At 69.2% G+C, this 16,647-nt stretch carries 18 protein-coding genes; 7 read left to right on the top strand and 11 right to left on the bottom strand.

What is annotated here, in order from left to right; all coding sequences use genetic code 11:
* Positions 1 to 151 precede the first annotated feature (151 nt).
* Positions 152 to 988, top strand: coding sequence for an alpha/beta fold hydrolase (locus ACYVM4_RS00275; RefSeq protein ID WP_460667279.1), 837 nt, complete (start codon positions 152 to 154; stop codon positions 986 to 988).
* A 259-nt stretch (positions 989 to 1,247) separates the two neighbouring features.
* Here ACYVM4_RS00275 and ACYVM4_RS00270 read toward each other — a convergent pair whose 3' ends face one another.
* The 7 genes from ACYVM4_RS00270 to ACYVM4_RS00240 form a co-directional block, all read right to left on the bottom strand.
* Entirely contained in the window at positions 1,248 to 1,520 is a 273-nt protein-coding gene (locus ACYVM4_RS00270; protein WP_460667278.1) for a hypothetical protein, read from the bottom strand.
* A gap of 247 nt (positions 1,521 to 1,767) precedes the next feature.
* On the bottom strand, positions 1,768 to 2,373 hold the full coding sequence (locus ACYVM4_RS00265) for a CGNR zinc finger domain-containing protein (RefSeq protein WP_460667277.1): 606 nt from the start codon (positions 2,371 to 2,373) through the stop codon (positions 1,768 to 1,770).
* 317 nt (positions 2,374 to 2,690) lie between these two features.
* Positions 2,691 to 3,008 (bottom strand): hypothetical protein, encoded by a 318-nt coding sequence (locus ACYVM4_RS00260; protein ID WP_460667276.1) that lies wholly within the window; start codon positions 3,006 to 3,008, stop codon positions 2,691 to 2,693.
* 211 nt (positions 3,009 to 3,219) lie between these two features.
* Positions 3,220 to 4,647 carry a carboxylesterase family protein gene (locus tag ACYVM4_RS00255; protein ID WP_460667275.1) on the bottom strand — a complete coding sequence of 476 codons (1,428 nt, stop codon included), beginning with the start codon at positions 4,645 to 4,647 and terminating at the stop codon, positions 3,220 to 3,222.
* Positions 4,648 to 4,770: 123 nt separating this feature from the next.
* Positions 4,771 to 5,742, bottom strand: coding sequence for a diacylglycerol/lipid kinase family protein (locus tag ACYVM4_RS00250; protein ID WP_460667274.1), 972 nt, complete (start codon positions 5,740 to 5,742; stop codon positions 4,771 to 4,773).
* A gap of 40 nt (positions 5,743 to 5,782) precedes the next feature.
* Positions 5,783 to 6,061: a hypothetical protein gene (locus tag ACYVM4_RS00245; RefSeq protein WP_460667273.1), complete on the bottom strand. Its 279-nt coding sequence runs from the start codon at positions 6,059 to 6,061 to the stop codon at positions 5,783 to 5,785.
* Positions 6,062 to 6,083: 22 nt separating this feature from the next.
* Positions 6,084 to 6,812, bottom strand: coding sequence for a TetR/AcrR family transcriptional regulator C-terminal domain-containing protein (locus tag ACYVM4_RS00240; protein ID WP_460667272.1), 729 nt, complete (start codon positions 6,810 to 6,812; stop codon positions 6,084 to 6,086).
* Positions 6,813 to 7,110: 298 nt separating this feature from the next.
* Between ACYVM4_RS00240 and ACYVM4_RS00235 the strand changes: the two genes are divergently transcribed.
* The 3 genes from ACYVM4_RS00235 to ACYVM4_RS00225 all read left to right on the top strand — a co-directional run bounded on the left by ACYVM4_RS00235 (position 7,111) and on the right by ACYVM4_RS00225 (position 8,287).
* Positions 7,111 to 7,404, top strand: coding sequence for a hypothetical protein (locus ACYVM4_RS00235; RefSeq protein ID WP_460667271.1), 294 nt, complete (start codon positions 7,111 to 7,113; stop codon positions 7,402 to 7,404).
* 180 nt (positions 7,405 to 7,584) lie between these two features.
* Entirely contained in the window at positions 7,585 to 7,806 is a 222-nt protein-coding gene (locus ACYVM4_RS00230; RefSeq protein WP_460667270.1) for a hypothetical protein, read from the top strand.
* A 163-nt stretch (positions 7,807 to 7,969) separates the two neighbouring features.
* On the top strand, positions 7,970 to 8,287 hold the full coding sequence (locus ACYVM4_RS00225) for a hypothetical protein (protein ID WP_460667269.1): 318 nt from the start codon (positions 7,970 to 7,972) through the stop codon (positions 8,285 to 8,287).
* 117 nt (positions 8,288 to 8,404) lie between these two features.
* On the opposite strand, the gene ACYVM4_RS00220 is transcribed toward ACYVM4_RS00225, so the two are convergent.
* Entirely contained in the window at positions 8,405 to 8,713 is a 309-nt protein-coding gene (locus ACYVM4_RS00220) for a DUF4193 domain-containing protein (RefSeq protein ID WP_460667268.1), read from the bottom strand.
* 183 nt (positions 8,714 to 8,896) lie between these two features.
* On the opposite strand from ACYVM4_RS00220, the gene ACYVM4_RS00215 reads away from it, so the two are divergent.
* Positions 8,897 to 9,178 carry a hypothetical protein gene (locus ACYVM4_RS00215; RefSeq protein ID WP_460667267.1) on the top strand — a complete coding sequence of 94 codons (282 nt, stop codon included), beginning with the start codon at positions 8,897 to 8,899 and terminating at the stop codon, positions 9,176 to 9,178.
* A gap of 200 nt (positions 9,179 to 9,378) precedes the next feature.
* Here ACYVM4_RS00215 and ACYVM4_RS00210 read toward each other — a convergent pair whose 3' ends face one another.
* The 3 genes from ACYVM4_RS00210 to ACYVM4_RS00200 all read right to left on the bottom strand — a co-directional run bounded on the left by ACYVM4_RS00210 (position 9,379) and on the right by ACYVM4_RS00200 (position 12,942).
* Positions 9,379 to 10,551: a glycerate kinase gene (locus ACYVM4_RS00210; protein WP_460667266.1), complete on the bottom strand. Its 1,173-nt coding sequence runs from the start codon at positions 10,549 to 10,551 to the stop codon at positions 9,379 to 9,381.
* 263 nt (positions 10,552 to 10,814) lie between these two features.
* Positions 10,815 to 11,912, bottom strand: a complete 1,098-nt coding sequence (locus ACYVM4_RS00205; protein WP_460667265.1) for a tartrate dehydrogenase — start codon at positions 11,910 to 11,912, stop codon at positions 10,815 to 10,817.
* Between the two features lie 127 nt (positions 11,913 to 12,039).
* Positions 12,040 to 12,942, bottom strand: a complete 903-nt coding sequence (locus tag ACYVM4_RS00200) for a LysR family transcriptional regulator (RefSeq protein ID WP_460667264.1) — start codon at positions 12,940 to 12,942, stop codon at positions 12,040 to 12,042.
* 332 nt (positions 12,943 to 13,274) lie between these two features.
* Here ACYVM4_RS00200 and ACYVM4_RS00195 point away from each other — a divergent pair, with 332 nt between their 5' ends.
* Both ACYVM4_RS00195 and ACYVM4_RS00190 read left to right on the top strand, forming a co-directional pair.
* Positions 13,275 to 14,912, top strand: a complete 1,638-nt coding sequence (locus tag ACYVM4_RS00195) for an SLC13 family permease (protein WP_460667263.1) — start codon at positions 13,275 to 13,277, stop codon at positions 14,910 to 14,912.
* Positions 14,913 to 15,364: 452 nt separating this feature from the next.
* Positions 15,365 to 16,492, top strand: coding sequence for an MFS transporter (locus tag ACYVM4_RS00190; protein WP_460667262.1), 1,128 nt, complete (start codon positions 15,365 to 15,367; stop codon positions 16,490 to 16,492).
* The last annotated feature ends 155 nt before the right edge of the window (positions 16,493 to 16,647 follow it).

The following is a 16,647-nucleotide window of genomic DNA, read 5'->3' as shown; positions in this document are numbered from 1 at the left end:
GGCCCAGGGGCCCCGGGGCGAGTCGGGCAGTGACGGGCACGGGCGCCGCCGAGGACCCCGACCCGACAACGGGCAGGGAACGCCGGCAGTGCCCGGGCGTGGTCGCGCCCAGCGCCCGTCATGAGCGGGTCGAACATCAGGAGGAGGGCGCATGGCCCACCCGGTAGAGCGGCGGCAGATCGAGGTCGCCGGCACGGAACTGTCCTACCTGGCAGCAGGGACCGCCCAGGCACCGCCGGTGCTGTTGGTCCACGGCACCTTCTGGAGCCGGGTGTGGCAACCGGTCCTGCCCGCCCTGGGCCGGGCCGCCCGGTGCATCGCCGTGGATTTTCCCGGGTGCGGGGCCAGCGCCGGTGAGCTGAGCGTGGAGTCCGCCACCGTTCCTGCTCTGGCGGACACCGTGCTCGATGTTGCCGATGCCCTGGGGGTGGGGACCTTCGACGTGGTCGGTCATGACATCGGCGGTGGGGTCGCCCAGCATCTGGCCGCTACCAGCGGTCGGGTGCGGAAGATGGTGCTGATGAACTCCGTCATGTTCGATTCCTGGCCGGTTCCGGCCGTGGAGCGTTTCCGTGATCCCCAGGTGCGCGAGGCCACCACCGTCGTGGATTTGTTGCAGGCCCGTGCCGGCTCCACCCGCGGCAGTGTCCAGCGTCGCCTCAGTGACGAGGAGCTGGCCGCCTACCTTGCGCCGTGGCACGATCCGGCCCGGGTTCGGTCCTGGATGGCCATGGCTGCCGCCGCCGATCCCCGCTACACCCTTGATCTGGTACCCGCTCTGCAGGACGCCGCCGTGCCCACCCGCCTGGTGTGGGGCCGCGACGATGACTTCCAGAAAATCGGCTACGCCCACCGCTACGTCACCGACATCCCCGGGACGGACCTCATCGAGGTGGCCGGCAAGCACATCCCCACCGAGGACTCCCCGCACGCGGTCGCCCAGGCGATCCTGACCCACCTCACCGACCAGGACCATCCACGGACCTGATCGCCGGCCACACCGGGAAACACGCTGCCCCCAGTTGGACAGGGATCACCGCAGTGGGGCGTGGGTCAGCGTCGCCGGATCCGATTCTGGCTCGTCACCGGCGCGGTCGCCTACTTGCGACGGTCGCTCATTACGCGCCCCACCACCGCGGTGCCGACGACGAACAGGCTCCTTTTCCTGCCAGTACATCTCCATGAGGAGAAGAACGGGGACCTTCTGACCGGTTGGCTACCCGGGTGGAGGACCGGGCAGGTGGTGCTCACTCCGGGTTATCGACGCGCACCGGGCTGTCCTCTTCTTCCTCCAGCTCGGGCCATCCCCGGCCTTCTGCTGCGCTGTTGCCGGGGGAGGAGTCCTCGGGCGCCTGGCGGGCCAGGCGCTGCTCGACGGCGTCGGTGAAGCTGCGCGCGGCCCCGGCGCCGACCAGTCCGCCCTGGGCTTCGCCGGCGGCCTCATGGTCTTCCGTGGTCTCCTCGCCCGCGTCGTTGTCGGCGGGGTCCGTGGGGTCGGGGGCATCCGGTGCGGAGCTCATCAGATTCTCTTCTCATGGGGGGCCGGTGTGCTCAGGAAGTCGTGGCGGGCCGGGAACTCCTCGAAGGCGCCCACCTCGAGGTCCTCGATGATTCCAGCTCCTGAACCACTTCGGGCATTCCCGGGCGGAGCGGTGAGGTCGCAGCGACGGGCTGCTCCCGCCGGTGCTCGGCAGAGGGGGGCCCGCCCCTCCGGGGAGGGTATGGCGGGGCCACGGTGGTTCCAGATGCTGGGGGCGACACCCAGGCTCAGGAGACGGGGCTGGTTGCTTTACGTGCCCGGTGGGCGCGGACCTTGGCCCGGTTACCGCAGCGGGACATGGAGCACCATCGACGTGCTCCGGCGGCTGAACCGTCGTAAAAGATGAGGTCACAGTCCTGCCCGGCGCAGTCCCGGACGCGGATGAAGCTCGTGGAAAAGGCGGCGGCAGCGTTTCCCGCAATCGTGGCCAGCGTGCGCTCCACCGGCCACGGGGGCACCACAGCTGCCGGCGCATCGATCTGTCCAGGGATGCCGGGGTGTGCGGCCAGAGCACCAATGCGGGCCAGTGCATCCTCGGGGAGTTCGTGACCGCGGACCAGTGCGCGGGCCGCCTCGACGATGCAACCCCGCAGGTCCAGGGCGTGCGCCAGGTCCTGCTCATCGGCGGCGGCCACGGCAGGTGAGATGTGTTGGTGCAACCACTGGGTCAGGGCCTCGGGCCCCCGCAACTGTTCCCCGCCCTGGGACCCGGTGTCGAAGCCACCGGTGTAGCCGAAGTCGAGGCAGATCGCCCCCGGACGAAAAGGCGCTCCGGGGTCCCAGGAGGACTGGGGTTTTCGACCTCGTGCCATGGGGTTACCGTAAATGATCACGTGCGGGCCGGAACAGGTTTCCCCACCCGCTGGCATGTTCCAGCACGAGAATGACCTGCGTTGTCTGCCCCGCTGCACGCCCTCAGAGACCAGGCATGAACCCATGGGGCGGGCCCCCATCGCGTTCCCGCACAGGGTCTCTGATCACTTCTGGGCGGGGTGGTTCCTCGTCAGGGCCGCAACACTCCTCAAGACTTGAGCTTTGGACAACGTCGCGCCGGGCCTGATCGCTGGATGACCCCCTCCCGACGCTCGAAGTCCCAAGGGGTTCGACATGACATATGGCGTACTAGCGGCAGATCGTGGTGCGGTGGAGGTTACGTTCCGCCGTCGGGGGTGGAGCTCGATCCGCTGGTCGGCGGCGATGTGAGCAGGTCGAAACGCACCGGCCTGGTGGGGTGCTGGGTCGGATCCAACGCCACCTCCCAGCGCAGCAGGTCCAAGGCTGCGGCCTCGAAGTGGGTGACCGCCGTGAGGTCGACGATGACTTGGGTCTGGGAGGTGAGGGTGCGGGCGCGGTGGATCAACGGGTAGAGCATGTGCTGGTTGGTTTCGGTGAGGTGCCCGCTGGTCACCAGGCGGGCGTGCTTTTCGTCTGCGGTGACCTCGACGGACACGGAGAGCTGAAGTTCCATCCCGGGGCTCCTGGGCCGGGAAGGGATCGTGGCCGGCTGCTGGACCTGCTCCCAGACTAGGAGCGTTGTCTCCGGTGGGCCAGATGTGTGGCCGTCTTCTTCTCCTGGCGGCGCCGTGCCGTTCTCACCCACGTTCGAGAAGCGACAGGCGAAGCGCTCACCGGTCGGGGCCTCTGCCAGCACAGGGCCAGGGGCGGGTGTTGCCGGAGTTCTAGGCCTGCACGCTCACATGGTGCCGCGCGGGCGGCACCGGGACATCGCCGTCTACGACAGGGCTGGTCCGCCGGTTCACCGCCGCCCGGGGCAGGTCCTGGGCGCGACGGTAGCTCAGCGCCCCGGGGATCCGGCCCTTCTCGTTCAGTGGGGTGCCGCGGGCGAAGTCGGCCCACAGCCGGCGGATCTGGCGGCCGTGGGCGTCGATCTCTTCCCAGTCGGCGCCGGCCACGAGTCCGGTGCCGGCCCAGGTGTGCTCGTGGCCGAACAGCAGCGGAAGGTCGATGGCGTGGGCCGCCCCGTACTCGTTGCCGGCAGCGGCCCAGGAGATCTGGTAGGTGTGGGCGGTGCCACCGGCGCGGGTGTGGCGGGTGGCGAAGCGGCGGATCGCGATGGAATAGACCGCTGCGGTCACGTAGCTGACGACGGCGCGGCGGATCAACGCCCCGACCACCGGCAGCCGGATCCACCGTTGCAAGGTGGTGGCGGTGGGGATGTGCAGCCGTGCTTCTTCGGTGGTGTGGCCGATGAGGACGTCGATGTGCGGTGCCACCCGGTCCCAGGCCGCCTCGATCTCTTCTTCGTCGGGCAGGGGGTGGTGGCCGTACTGGGTGCCGAAGGCCATCGCGCCCATGAGCCCGAAGGCCGCGGCGTGGGCGGTGACCTCGGCCTGAAGGGCCACCACCTCGGCCACCGGGGTGTCGGCCGTGACGATCTCGGCGGCCTGGTTCATGGCCTCGTTCATCGCGGCTCGTCCGCGGGTGATGCCCAGCGGGGGGCTTTGGAGGATGGCGCGCCGGAACAGCGAGGTGGCCTCGGGGGTGGCCATGAGGTGGGCCACCGCGTCCGCCCCGGCGGACTGGCCGAAGGCGGTCACCTGGTGCGGGTCGCCGCCGAAGGCGGTGATGTTGCGTCGCACCCAGCGGAGAGCCTCCAGCTGGTCCAGCAGCCCGAGGTTGGCCGGGCGGTGGTGGCCCGAGCCCAGGTAGCCGAACAGGCCCAGACGGTAGGTGACCGAGACGACCACGACGCGTTGTTCGGCGACCAGCTGGGCTGGGTCCATGATCGCGGCGTCCCCGGCTCCGGTGGTGTAGGAGCCGCCGTGGATCCACACCATCACCGGCAGGACTTCTCCGGCTGCCACGTGGTGGGGCAGGGTCACCGACAGCCGTTGGCAGTGCTCGTCCCGGGGCAGGGCCCCCATGGCCCCGCCGAGGACTTCCTCCAGAAAGGGGGAACGGACCTGCGGGCATGCCGGGGCCGGGGCCGTGGCGTCGAGAGGTTCCGTCCAGTCGGTTGCTGGGGCGGGGGCGGTGAACCTGCCGGCCGTGGCGTAGGGGATCCCGGTCGCCCGGATGACCTCACCGTCGGTCCAGCCGCGGACCGGCCCGCAGGGCGGGGCGAACGTAGGAGTGGTGGTGGTCATATTTCCTGTTCTCGACAGTCATCGACAGTCATCGACAGTCATCGGCAGTCATCGGCAGGGAAGGCGGCGGTTGCACCCGCCAGGGGCAAGGGCAGGGGCGGGGATGGTGAGGCGTCGTGTCGCTCAGCCGATCACAGTCAGGGCGGAGGGGGCGGATTCGACCCGGACGGTGGTGTTCGCCGGGACGGAGCGGACCTCGCCGTCGAGCTGGTAGGGCATCGGCTTCAGCGCGGTGAACTCGTAGCGGGCCACGCTGGGCTGGTCGCCCAACCCAGTGGTGGCCGCACGGAACGCCTTGAGCAGCACGCGCCATTTGGCGGTGTGCGGAAAGAGGATGACTTCAAACTTCCCGTCGGCCGGGCGGTCCTCGGCCTCGCTGAGGGTGGCGTACTTGGCCATCTGAGGGATGTTGGCGAAGAGCAAGCTGTCGATCTTGGCCCGGGTGCCGTCGGAGTGTTCGATGCGGAAGGGCCGGAACTGCGCGAAGGTCCGCACCACCGAAATCATTTCCTTGAGGGCGCCCTTGTTGCCCTTCTCCATGTCGATGGCCACCACCGGGGTCAACCCGAAACCGATGTAGGAGTGGGCGTAGACGGCTTGAGCCTCGGGTCCGTCCCCGGTGGACAGGTGCAGCAGGTCCATCTTCCGCACGTGGCCCTCGGCAACGGCCTCCGTCAGTGGTGTGCGGGCGGTGGTGCGCTGGTGGTCATTGGCGTTGCCGGCGGCGACCACCGCGCACACGGCATCGGTGGACCCGGCGTCCATCACGCCGTTGACGACCTCGTTGTACCCGCCGTCGCCGCTGACAGAGACCACCAGGGCGTTCGGGGTGCTGGCCGCCTCCTTCGCCAGGTCCACCGCGTGCCCGGCGTGCTCCGTGGGGAGCATCCGGATCTCCGGGCTGTAGGGCAGATCCTGGGTCAGTTGATCGCGCAGCTTCGCGGCCAGTGTGGGGGCGTCGCCGGTGCTGTGCGGATTGAAGATCACACAAATGGAGTCGAACCTGCGGGCCGTCGGATTAGCGGTGTCCTCGGTGTCCTCGGTGTCCTCGGTGACAGTGGTCTCGGTGGGTTCTTGGGGGTCCGTGGTGTTCATGGTGTGCCTGTCTGTATGGGCTCGAGTGGGTCATGCGGTCTCATGCGGTGTCGCGGGCGTCCAGCTCGGCGGCCAACTCCAGGAGCCGGTCCATGGTGACCGAATGGGGCCCGGCGGGGTCGGTGAGGTAGTCCTGGTCCAGTTGACGGGTGACACGGGAGTGCAGCACCTGCAGGTCCGCCATGCCCAAACCGGCCAGGTCTTGCGGGAAGTCCTGCTCCGGGCCCAGGCGGCTGCCTGGTGTCCGCAGAGGCGCGGGGCGCTGGTGGGGTGCGGGGTACTGGTGGCGTGCGGTGTGGTCAGAGGCGGTGGTGGTCATGACAACTCCTGGGTGCAAAGGGTCAGCGGCCGAGCTGGTCGGGACGTGGTGGAGCATCCGCGGCAGCCCCAGCGGTGTCCTGGGCAGCGGCCGGGGACGCAGCGGTCGGGGTGCTGGGTGTGGCCGGGGTGGGGTGGAGCTGGCTGTAGAGGCCGGTGAGCAAGATGGTGATGCCCGCCTCGAGCTCCCCGGCCCCGTCGTAGTCGGCCAACACCGGGGCCAGGGCGCGCAGCCGGGGGAAGGAGCCGGCGGGCAGGCGGTGCAGGCCCAGGCGCAGCAGGTCCTCGTTCTCCTGCGGGTCCACGACGATCTCCTGGAGTTCGTTGAGGATGTGCCCGTAGAGGTACCCGTAGTAGGCCCGGTAGACGTGCAGGGCGTCACCGGGGGCGAAGCCGGCGTCGATGAGCAGTGCCAGGATGTTCTCCAGCGGCCGCAGGGTGCCCAGTGGGCGCAGTCCCAGCGGGGTGGACAGCGGCCGGGTCACCAGCAGCGGCACCACGTGCGGGTGGGCCAGGGCCAGGTCGCGGAAGTCGTGGGCGGTGCGGCGCAGCTGCGCCTGCCAGTCGCCCCCGTCGGTGGGGATGACCAGCTGGCCCAGCACCAGCTCGGTGATCCCGTCGAGCAGGTCCGCTCGGTTCTTCGCATACCGGTACAAACCCATGGGATCCCGCCCCAGCTCAGCCCCCAACCGGCGCATGGTCAGGGCCTCCAGACCCTCGGCGTCCACCAGTTTCAGGGCCGTGGCGAGCACGACCTCCCGGCTCAGCCGCGGCCGGCGGGCCTTTGGCGTGGGGGTAGGTGCGCCCTCCTGCTGGGCAGTGGAGTCCGGGTCTGTGGTGGGGGAGGGGATGGTGATCAGAGTCCTTCAATAAGTCCGCTTTGCTTTCTCCCTACTCTACACGTACAGTCTACGGCGTAGGCAAGGCGTCGAGCACACGGCGTCCCCCCGGCCTCCCACTGACTGCACCGACGGCAATCCGCCTCCGGCGCTGTGCTGTTCGGCTTTCTGCCGATCCGGCACCCCCTTTTTGCTTCTCCAGGAGATTCCTTTGACGAACACTGCTTCCCACACGGCCACCATCCCCGCTACCACTGCTGACGGTGGCGTGCGCCGGGCCACCGAGACCAAGAATGCGACGAAGACCACCGAGCTCATCGCCTACCTGGGCGTGCTGGTGGCCATCGTCGTCACCGCCACCCTGGTCGGTGACGGCGGGGCGGAGGACGGCGCCGACCTGTTCGACGCCCGTCAGGCCATGGAGTACATCACCTACCTGACCATCGGCTACCTGGTGGCCCGCGGGCTGGCCAAGTCCGGCAGCCGCGAGTACTACACCGCCTGAGCACCCTCGGTTCTGCCCGGCAGGTGCCACAGTGGCACCTGCCGGGCAGAACCCGTTCTACCGAGCAGAACGCCAGCGCCTGCCGGGGAACACCTCTTGAGGAGCACCACCCCACACCAGGGTGTGCACTCAGGGCCCCACTGGCCCACACTCCATCTCCCGACTCGGACCGGACAGGTCATGACCACCATTGATGTATGGATCCACGACTCGGCCCGAGTCCGCCCGGGGGAGCGGATCGAGGTCTGGAACCAGGACCACCTGCGCCATGCTGGCACCGTGAGCCAGGCCGCACCGCATCTGGGGGTGCTGTGGATTCTCGAGGACGCCACCGGGATCCCGAAGCTGATCCCTGCCCAGGACTACCGCCTGCGCCACGCCCCGCACGCCCGAGCCGCCTGAGGCGCTGCGGGCAGGCTGTCAGGCGATGGGCGGATCCCCCGCCCGGCAGGTCTCGGGTGGCGGGGGAGTCCAGCCTCTGCTGAACACCACCTCGTGCACGGCTCTGCCTGCCAAGCCCCATGCCGGGATCCCCGTTCTGCCTGTTTCCGCTGAGAAGGACATCATGCTCACTGCTCTCATGCCGGTGATCGTCGACCGCCGCGCCACGGCCCAGGCCGCCCAGGAGACCACCCTGTGCCTCGAGCGTCTGCGCGAGAAGGCCCGCAGTGCCAGTGCCGCTGCCGACGGGACCTCTTGGTTGCACCGCCGTACCCAGCGGCTGGAAGCAGCCACCACCACCGCCCAGCAGCTGGCTCAGGCCGCCGCGGAGGCTTCGGCGCAGGCCGAGCACGCCGAGGGCCAGCACCTGGCCGAGGCGGCGAACACCGCTCAGCGGGCCCGGCGGGAGATCTACGCCATGTACCTGGCCATCACCGCCTGACCGCACCCGGGCACCGGCCCACGGCCTTCCCTCAACCGTCGGGGCAACACACCTCCAGGCCCCCGGCGCATCGTGCGCCGGGGCCTGAAGGTGTCTGGCGTCAGTGGGCGTCCGGGTTCAGCCCTCGCAGTCGGTGCAGTACGACACCTCGCCGGACTGGCGGGCGAGCTGAGAGCGGTGCCGGACCAGGAAGCAGGAGGCACAGGTGAACTCGTCGACCTGCTCCGGGATGACGGCCACGGTGAGCTCTTCGTGGGAGAGATCCGCCCCGGGCAGGTCGATGCCCTCGGCGGTGTCGAAGAACTCGGCGTCGATGACCGCGCTCTGGGCGGTGGCGCTGGCACGGGCCTGGATCGCCTCCAGGGACTCGTTGGCCGGCTCGTCCTCGGGCCGGGTGCGCGGAGCGTCGTAATCAGTGGTGGCCATGATCTGGTGCGTGCTCCTTCGAGCAAGAAGGTGTATCGGCACCGACCACAACTGGGGCGGGGACCCCGCTATTCCAGGAATCTCGGGAACGTGGCACGTCCCTCACCAAATTTGTTGACACATCAAGTTACTGAGGTGTATGAATTAGGCTAAAGTCTAGATCGAGTTCCAGGAGGTCTCCTGATGTCACCCACGGTGATCACCCTCGCGACGGGTGCCGGCGGACTGGCGGCCGCAGTTGCCACCGTCGGACTGGGCTTGTCGGTCGGGGTGGGGCATGCGCCGGAGCCGGTGTCGATCGGCCTTCTGGTGGGCGGGGTGGTGGCGTTGGCCATCGGGTTCGTGTCGCACTTCGAGCACCAGTCGCGCCTGTGGGCCAACCAGATGGAATCGCAGCTACAAGAACGCCGCCGCGCTCAGCAGTCGCTGGGGATCATTCCTGGTCGATCACCTCAGCTGCACTGACGCGCACAGTAGCTGCCCGCGGTCGTCCGGTCCTCGACAGTGAGTCCCCTGCTCCACCCTGCTTTACATATGGCGGATTAGAGGCGGGCTGTGCGGCGGTGAGAATTTCCCAGGGAATCACCTCCTGGAGTCGCTGGGAAGTGCAAGGGCGTCGGGCGGCCTGATGCCTGAGCTGTCAGGCCGCCCGTTCCGGTGGGTGGCTAGAGAGCATCTGCGGGTTCGGTAGTGCTCGAGGCTGGTGTCAGGTGTCGGGCGATACGTTGACCAGTTTCGCGTAGCAGGGCGGCTGAGAGCTCCGGGTCGGTGGCGCTGTCGGCTTCGGTCATGGCACTGAGCGCGTAGACCTGCTTGATGCCGTGAGCAGGCAGCCGGTCGGTGCCCAGGGCGTTGTGGCCCACCACCGCGATCACCGGTACCGGGCCCGCGTGGCGGGCCACGACCACCGGCAGTTTGCCCGAGAGGGTCTGGGTGTCCAGCTTCCCCTCACCGGTGATCACCAGGTCGCACCCGGCCACCTGGGCGTCGAAGCCGAGCAGGTTCAGGAAGAAGTCCGCCCCGGATACCATCCGGGCGCCCAGCAGCATCGCGGCCCAACCCAACCCTCCGGCGGCTCCGGCCCCGGGGACACCGGCGGCCTCCTCGGCGGGCCAGCCGACCTCCCACAGACGCCGGATCAAGCACTCCAGCCCGGCTTCCAGCATCTGCACGTCGGCGGGGGTGGCGCCCTTCTGCGGGCTGTAGACGGCCGCCGCCCCGTTCGGGCCCAGCAGGGGATTCTGCACGTCGTTGGCCGCGATCAGCTCCACCCCCGCCAGATCGACAAGGCCGGTGAGGTCGGCGTCGGTGATCTCCTCCAGGGTGGCCCCGGTGGGCACGAACGGGTGACCCTGCCCGTCGTAGAAGACGACGCCCAGGGCGCTGAGCATCCCGGCGCCGCCGTCGGTGGTCGCGCTGCCGCCCAGGGCCAGCACGATCCGGGCCGGGCGATGGGTCAGGGCGGCCCGGATGGCCTGGCCGAACCCGACGCTGCTGCTGGTGAGCGGGGCCAGTTGTCCGGGGGCCAGCATCTGCAGCCCGGCGGTGGTGGCGACCTCGACCACGGCGGTGGTGCCGTCGAAGGCCACGGTGGTGGTGGCCGGCTCCCCGGTGGGACCGGTGATCGGGACGGTCACCGCCTGGAACCCGGCGCCCAGAGAGGCCTCAACGCTGCCGTCCCCGCCGTCGGCCAGCGGCAGGGTGCGCACGTCGATGCCTGGGGTCTCCTGGCGCAGACCGGTGGCCAGGGACTCGGCGACCTGGGAGGCGGTCAGCGACCCTTTGAACTTGTCCGGGGCGATCAGGATTCGGAGCGTGGTCGTGGTGGTGGCGCTCATCGGAGGGCCTCGCCCACCAGCTCGTTGTCGCGGTGCCAGGACCTGCGGACGGGCGTCCGGTGGGTGTTCTCGGCCATGGTGTGGTCCATGCGTGGTGTCCTCAGTCTCGAGAAGGAATGCTCTGCGGCGGTGCGCTGAGCCCTGAGTGAAAGCGTGGGTGAACCGGTCGCGGGCCCGGGACAGGCAGGGGCCGGCCGGCACGATGCCGGCCGGCCCCTGAAAGCGCCCCGTGGTGGGTGGGACTGTCCTGGACGGCTAATGCCTCAGGCGGAGGTCAGCGACTTGGCCAGGGCCTCGATGATCGCTCCGGTGATCTCGTTGGTGTCGGCGGTGCCGCCGATGTCGCGGGTGAGGTGCCCGGCGGCGGTGGTGGCCTCGATCGCGGCCTCGACACGGCGGGCTTCGGTGTGCAGGCCGAAGTGGTCGAGCATCAGGGCCGTGCTGGCGATGGTGCCGATGGGGTTGGAAATGCCCTTGCCGGCGATGTCGGGGGCGGAGCCGTGGACGGGCTCGAACATCGAGGGGAAGCGGCGCTCCGGGTTGAGGTTGGCGCTGGCGGCCAGGCCGAGGCTGCCGGCCAGCGCGGAGCCGAGGTCGGAGAGGATGTCGGCGTTGAGGTTGGAGGCCACCACCACCGACAGGTCCTCGGGTCGCAGGACGAACTTCGCGCTCATCGCGTCCACCAGCACGGACTCGGTGGTCACATCCGGGTAGTCCTTGGCGACGCGGGCGAAGACCTCGTCCCACAGCACCATGCCGTACTGCTGGGCGTTGGACTTGGTCACGCTGGAGACCTTCTTCACCTTCCGGGTCTGCGCCAGGTCGAAGGCGAAGCGGATGATCCGCTCACAGCCCTTCTCGGTGAACAGGGAGGACTGGACGGCGACCTCGTTGCCGGGCCCGCGGCCGGCGAGGTTGCGCCCGCCCAGCCCGGCGTACTCGCCCTCGCTGTTCTCCCGGACCACGACCCAGTCCAGCTCGGTGTCATCGGCCTTGCGCAGCGGGGAGACCACCCCGGGGAGGAACTTCACCGGGCGGATGTTGGCCCACTGGTCGAAGTTCTGGGTGATGTTCAGCCGCAGCCCCCACAGGCTCACGTGGTCGGGGACGTTCTGCCAGCCCACGGCCCCGAAGAGGATCGCGTCGAAAGCCTTGAGCTCCTCCAGCCCGTTGGGGTCCATCATGACCCCGTGCTGGTCGTAGTACTCCGAGCCCCAGGGGAACTCGGTCCAGTCGAAGGAGAACTTCCCGTTCGACTGCTCGGCCAGCGCATCCAGAACCTTCCGGCCGGCGGCGACGACCTCCTTGCCCACCCCGTCGGCGGGGATCGAGGCGATCTTGAACATCTGCTGCTCAGCCATGATGGTGCTCTCCTTCTCGAGTGCTTCTACCTGTTGTCCGCATCACATCGCGGTGTCAGGTACTAGTAGAGCGCCCAGACATGGATAAGGTCCAAGACTCAATTCGCATTCCCTAAATAGGGGCTCCCTATGATGCGGGGGAACGATCGGCCCTGTGCTGGGCAGCGACCTCCAGGAAGGCCCGGGCGGCTGGGGTCAGGTCCGTCGGGCGGCTGAGCACGGCCACGTGCAGCACGGTGACCGGCTCGATCCCCAGCACGCGCAGCCCGGTGGCGCGCGCCAGGGGGGTCCAGGAGGAGGGCATCACCGCGTGGCCGACCCCGGCCAGCACCAGGGGCAGCACCGAGGTGCGGTGGGCGACCTCCGCGGCGATCTGTACCTGCACGCCGCCGGCCAGGGCGTCGTCGACGAGCCAGCGCATCAGTGAGCCCCGCTGGGAGGCGACGACCCGGTGACCCTCCAGGGCTTCCCGGTGGATGGCTTCGCCGTCGCCGAAGTCGTCGGCGTTGGGGTTGACGATCAGCACCAAGGGCTGCTGCTCCAGGTGCATCACCTCGACCTCGGCGGAGCGGAACGGGCGGTCGGTGCCCAGGAGCCCGATCTCCGCGCCGCCGGTGCGCACCGCGTCGGTCACCTCGTCGGGGGTGAAGGCGGCGGCGACATTGAGGGTCACCGCGGGGTGGGACTGCGCGTAGGCGGCGATCATCGAGGTGAGCGGTTCGATGCCGGGGGAGGGCATGGCGATCACGTCCAGCCGGCCGCTGCGGACCCCGCGCAGATCATTGATGGCCGCCCGCGCCGCCTCCAGGTCCCGGACCACGACCCGGGCTGGGCCCACCAGCTCCTGGCCGGCCTCGCTGAGCACCACCCGCCGCCCGATCCGGTGGAACAGGGAAACCCCCAGCTCCCGCTCGAGTCCCTTGATGGTCTGCGACAGCGAGGGCTGAGCAATGATCAGCTGCTCCGCCGCCCGGGTGAACCCACCGTGGTCCACCACGGCCAAGAAATACTTCAGCTGTCTGACGTCCATGTTCGCCTTCCTGGATGGCCCGCCCTAGGAGATCCAAGCCTGTCCTGGGGTAGGGGATGCGCCGCCGGTGGATGGCCATCAAGTCCCTCAAAGCACCGGCGACCCGGCCGGCGGGCAGACGATAGGTTCTCTCACCTGCGGGATCCAAGCACGGAGGTGCAGTCATCATCCGTCGATTCAAGGGAGCTCCCAAGGCTCTGGGACAGCACAGTTCACCGACAACCCGTGAACCCATTGGTTCTTCCTATTGGGGTAGTAGACAACGGGCCTTTGACGTGATGCAAGTCACGGGCGCATGGTGAGTCCATTCCGACGATGGAAGGACCTGGACCGTGCAAACCCAGCAGCCTGTTCCCGCCAGCCCCGCCAGCCCCGCCAGTACCGGCCCGCGCACCGATGTGCGGACTGCTTTGCTGGGCGGCAAGACTTTCCGCAGCCTCAGCGAACAAACCCTCTCCCCCCGGGAGGAGAAGTTCGAACGCGCCCGGCAGACCACCGGGTTCTTCCTGGCTCCGGCGGTGGCGATCATCTTCGCGCTGCTGCCCCTGAACCTGGAGCACAACCAGCACATGCTGGCCGCGGTGCTGCTGGGGGTGATCATCCTGTGGATCTGCGAGCCGGTGCCCATCCCGATCGGCGGGCTGATCGGTGTGGCCGCGATCGTGATCCTGGGGGTGGCCCCGGCCTCCGACGTGCTCCAGCCGTTCGGGTCCACCACGATCTTCACCTTCATCGGCGCGTTCATCCTGGCCGCGGCGATGCTCAAGCACGGCATCGCCCAGCGGCTGGCCTTCGCGGTGCTCTCCATCCCCGGAGTCGGCAAGTCCACCTACCGGATCATCATCGCCTTCGGCGTGATCACCTGCATGCTCTCGGCCTTCGTCTCCAACACCGCCACCGTGGCGATGCTGATGCCCACCGCCTTGGGCATCCTCGCGCTGATCGCCCAGCTCATGCAGGACCGCGGGGTGGTCAAGGCCGACTTCGACCCCCTGCGCCTGCGCGTGGGTGCCGCGCTGCTGCTGATGCTCGCCTACGGGGCGTCCGTGGGTGGGCTGCTCACCCCGGTCGGCTCGCCCCCGAACCTGATCGGCCGCGGCCTGATCGAGGAGGCCACCGGCACCCGGATCTCCTTCGCGCAGTGGATGGCCATCGCCTTCCCCGTCTGCCTGGCCATGTTCGTGGTCCTGGCCCTGATCATGTTCCTGCTCAACAAGCCCGAGATCCGCCAGCTCGAGGGCGTGGAGGACTACATCCGCGAGCAGAAGGCCGCCCAGGGCAAGATGTCGAGGGCCGAGAAGAACACCCTGATCGCCTTCGGCTTCACCGTCACCCTGTGGCTGCTGCCGGCCTTCGCCAGCCTGTTCGCCGGCACGGAGTCGGCCGCCTACATCTTCCTCGACGACCGCCTCGACGAGGGCATCGTCGCCGTCCTCGGCGCCTCGCTGCTGTTCATCCTGCCCACCAACTGGAAGAAGCGCGAAGCCACCCTGACTTGGACGGATGCGGCGAAGATCGACTGGGGCACGATCATCCTGTTCGGCACCGGCATCATCTTCGGCTCCCTGCTGGCCGCCACCGGTCTGGCCGAGACCATCGGCACCGGAGCGGCCGAGAACCTCAACATCACCAACGTCGTGACCATCACCGTGTTCTCCGCGGTGCTGGCGATCCTGATCTCCGAGACCACCTCCAACACCGCCTCCGCCGCGGTGATCGTCCCGATCGTCATCCCGCTGTGCCAGGCCATGGGCGTGGACCCGTTCGTGCCCGCCATGGCCGCGACCTTCGCCGCCTCGTTCGGGTTCATGCTGCCGGTCTCCACCCCGCAGAACGCCATCGTCTACGGCACCGGGGCGGTGCCCATCACCCGTATGATCCGCACCGGCATCGTCTTCGACATCCTTGGCGCGATCCTCATCATCAGCATCGTCCCCATCATGATCGCCACCGTGGGCCTCACCGGATAACCCTCCAGCGCCGTCCCTGACTCCCCGGGCCTGCTGACGTTCGGATCGGCGGAGGAACACGCATCATTGAGGCCCCACCACGGTGGGGTCTCAATGGCGTTCCCGCCCCGGCCATCCACCCACTCCCGAGAGGGAGAGGCATCGCAAGAGGACTACCCCCATCCGGCTGTCAACACCGTGGATCCGGCCCGCACCCCTTTATCCGACTCCGGCAGCAACAGTGGGTCGCCGGTGCCGGCAGAGGGTACGACGCCGTCCACGGAAACCGGCACACGCGCACGAAAGGACCCGGAAAATGCAGGAGCACCAGGCATGACGGCTTCACCCCCACGCGGCGGAACCCGATCCGTCCCGGCACCGGTGCCCGACGCCATCTCGGGGACCTCCGGGGCCCGGCGGAGATCGTGAGGCGGCCTGGGCGGGGTGCGGCCGCAGTCGGCTCGGCCGTGCTGGTGACCGTCCTGACCAGCATGCCGGTGTTCCTGCTGGGAGCACTGGCCACGGAGATCACCGCAACGGTCCACGTCCCCGCCTACGGGATCGGCGTGGCGGTCGGGATCTACTGGGCCGCAGCCGCTCTGACCTCAGCATCCACCAGCGCGATCGGGCGGGTGCTGAGCGAGAAGCGCATGGGGATCACCGCCCTGCTGCTGGCGGTGCTGAGCCTGACCGGCAGTGCGGCCTGGATTCCCGCGTGGCCGTGGCTGATCCTGTGGGCCGCCCTGGGCGGTGCCGGCAACGGGCTGGGCCACCCCTCCTCCAACCACCTGCTGGTCACGCACCTCCCGGCCTCCTCGCGCGGGCTGGCATTCGGGGTGAAACAGGCCGCCGTGCCCCTCGCAGGTTTGGTCGCCGGCGCGTCGATCCCCCTGATCGCCCTCACCCTGGGCTGGCCGGTGGCGTTCCTGCTGATGGCGATCGCCGGCGCGGTGGTGCTGATCCCCACCGCCCTGATCCGTGCAGCACCTTCCCCACGGGGCGCAGCTCGTCCGGCGGGACAGCTGGATCCCAGGCTGCGTCCCGCGCTGGTGCTGATGGCCACGATGACGATGTTCGCCGCCGGTTCCGCCAACTCCGCCGTCGCCTTCGCCGTGACCGGTGCCGTGGAGCGCGGGATCGACCCCGGCCCGGCAGGGGTGCTGCTGGCCGCCGGCAGCGCGACCGGGGCGATCACCCGCATCGTGATCGGCCGGGTTGTCGACCGCGGCGGCGTCTCGGCCCTGCCACTGATCCGCTGCGCCATTGTGGCGTGCGGCCTCGGGCTGGCTCTGATGGCCGTCCCCGCCACCGGCAGCTACGTGGCCGGCTTCCTGATCACCGCAGGCCTCGGCTGGGGGTGGCCCGGACTCGTGCACTACTTCGTCTCCCACCTGGCACCGGACGCCGCCGCAGCGGCCACGGGCATCGTCCAGACCGGCTCCTACATCGGCAGCGCAGCAGGGCCCGTGCTCACCGGTGTGGTCCTCGCTCTCGGCAGCTCGACCCTGGCGTGGGCCATGCTCGCCACCATGGCCGCTGTCGCGGTCGCCATCTCCTTCCTCGTCGGGCGCCGACTGCGGAGAATCGGCCCCCGGGAATGACCGCTGAGCCCGGGAGTTCTGGCCGCCAACACCAACCGCAGCAGTCGAGCTCCTTTCTGTGACGCCAGGGCCGTGAAGTCACAGCGGGCGCGTTCCACGCCCCTGGCGTTGCCGCAGGGCTTCCTCTCGCGGGTGTCCTGGGCTCCGGGGGCGAG

Source organism: Kocuria himachalensis (genome assembly GCF_054784195.1).
The sequence above is the reverse complement of the archived record's forward strand: the minus strand, read 5'-3'. Positions and strand labels throughout refer to the sequence as shown.

Bases quoted from the DNA above. Each gene is read 5' to 3' on its own strand.
- ACYVM4_RS00275 (WP_460667279.1), top strand. From the start codon at position 152: ATGGCCCACCCGGTAGAGCGGCGGCAGATCGAGGTCGCCGGCACGGAA.
- ACYVM4_RS00250 (WP_460667274.1), bottom strand. From the start codon at position 5,742: ATGAACACCACGGACCCCCAAGAACCCACCGAGACCACTGTCACCGAG.
- ACYVM4_RS00260 (WP_460667276.1), bottom strand. From the start codon at position 3,008: ATGGAACTTCAGCTCTCCGTGTCCGTCGAGGTCACCGCAGACGAAAAG.
- ACYVM4_RS00215 (WP_460667267.1), top strand. From the start codon at position 8,897: ATGTCACCCACGGTGATCACCCTCGCGACGGGTGCCGGCGGACTGGCG.
- ACYVM4_RS00205 (WP_460667265.1), bottom strand. From the start codon at position 11,912: ATGGCTGAGCAGCAGATGTTCAAGATCGCCTCGATCCCCGCCGACGGG.
- ACYVM4_RS00200 (WP_460667264.1), bottom strand. From the start codon at position 12,942: ATGGACGTCAGACAGCTGAAGTATTTCTTGGCCGTGGTGGACCACGGT.
- ACYVM4_RS00220 (WP_460667268.1), bottom strand. From the start codon at position 8,713: ATGGCCACCACTGATTACGACGCTCCGCGCACCCGGCCCGAGGACGAG.
- ACYVM4_RS00245 (WP_460667273.1), bottom strand. From the start codon at position 6,061: ATGACCACCACCGCCTCTGACCACACCGCACGCCACCAGTACCCCGCA.
- ACYVM4_RS00270 (WP_460667278.1), bottom strand. From the start codon at position 1,520: ATGAGCTCCGCACCGGATGCCCCCGACCCCACGGACCCCGCCGACAAC.
- ACYVM4_RS00210 (WP_460667266.1), bottom strand. From the start codon at position 10,551: ATGAGCGCCACCACCACGACCACGCTCCGAATCCTGATCGCCCCGGAC.
- ACYVM4_RS00255 (WP_460667275.1), bottom strand. From the start codon at position 4,647: ATGACCACCACCACTCCTACGTTCGCCCCGCCCTGCGGGCCGGTCCGC.
- ACYVM4_RS00225 (WP_460667269.1), top strand. From the start codon at position 7,970: ATGCTCACTGCTCTCATGCCGGTGATCGTCGACCGCCGCGCCACGGCC.
- ACYVM4_RS00230 (WP_460667270.1), top strand. From the start codon at position 7,585: ATGACCACCATTGATGTATGGATCCACGACTCGGCCCGAGTCCGCCCG.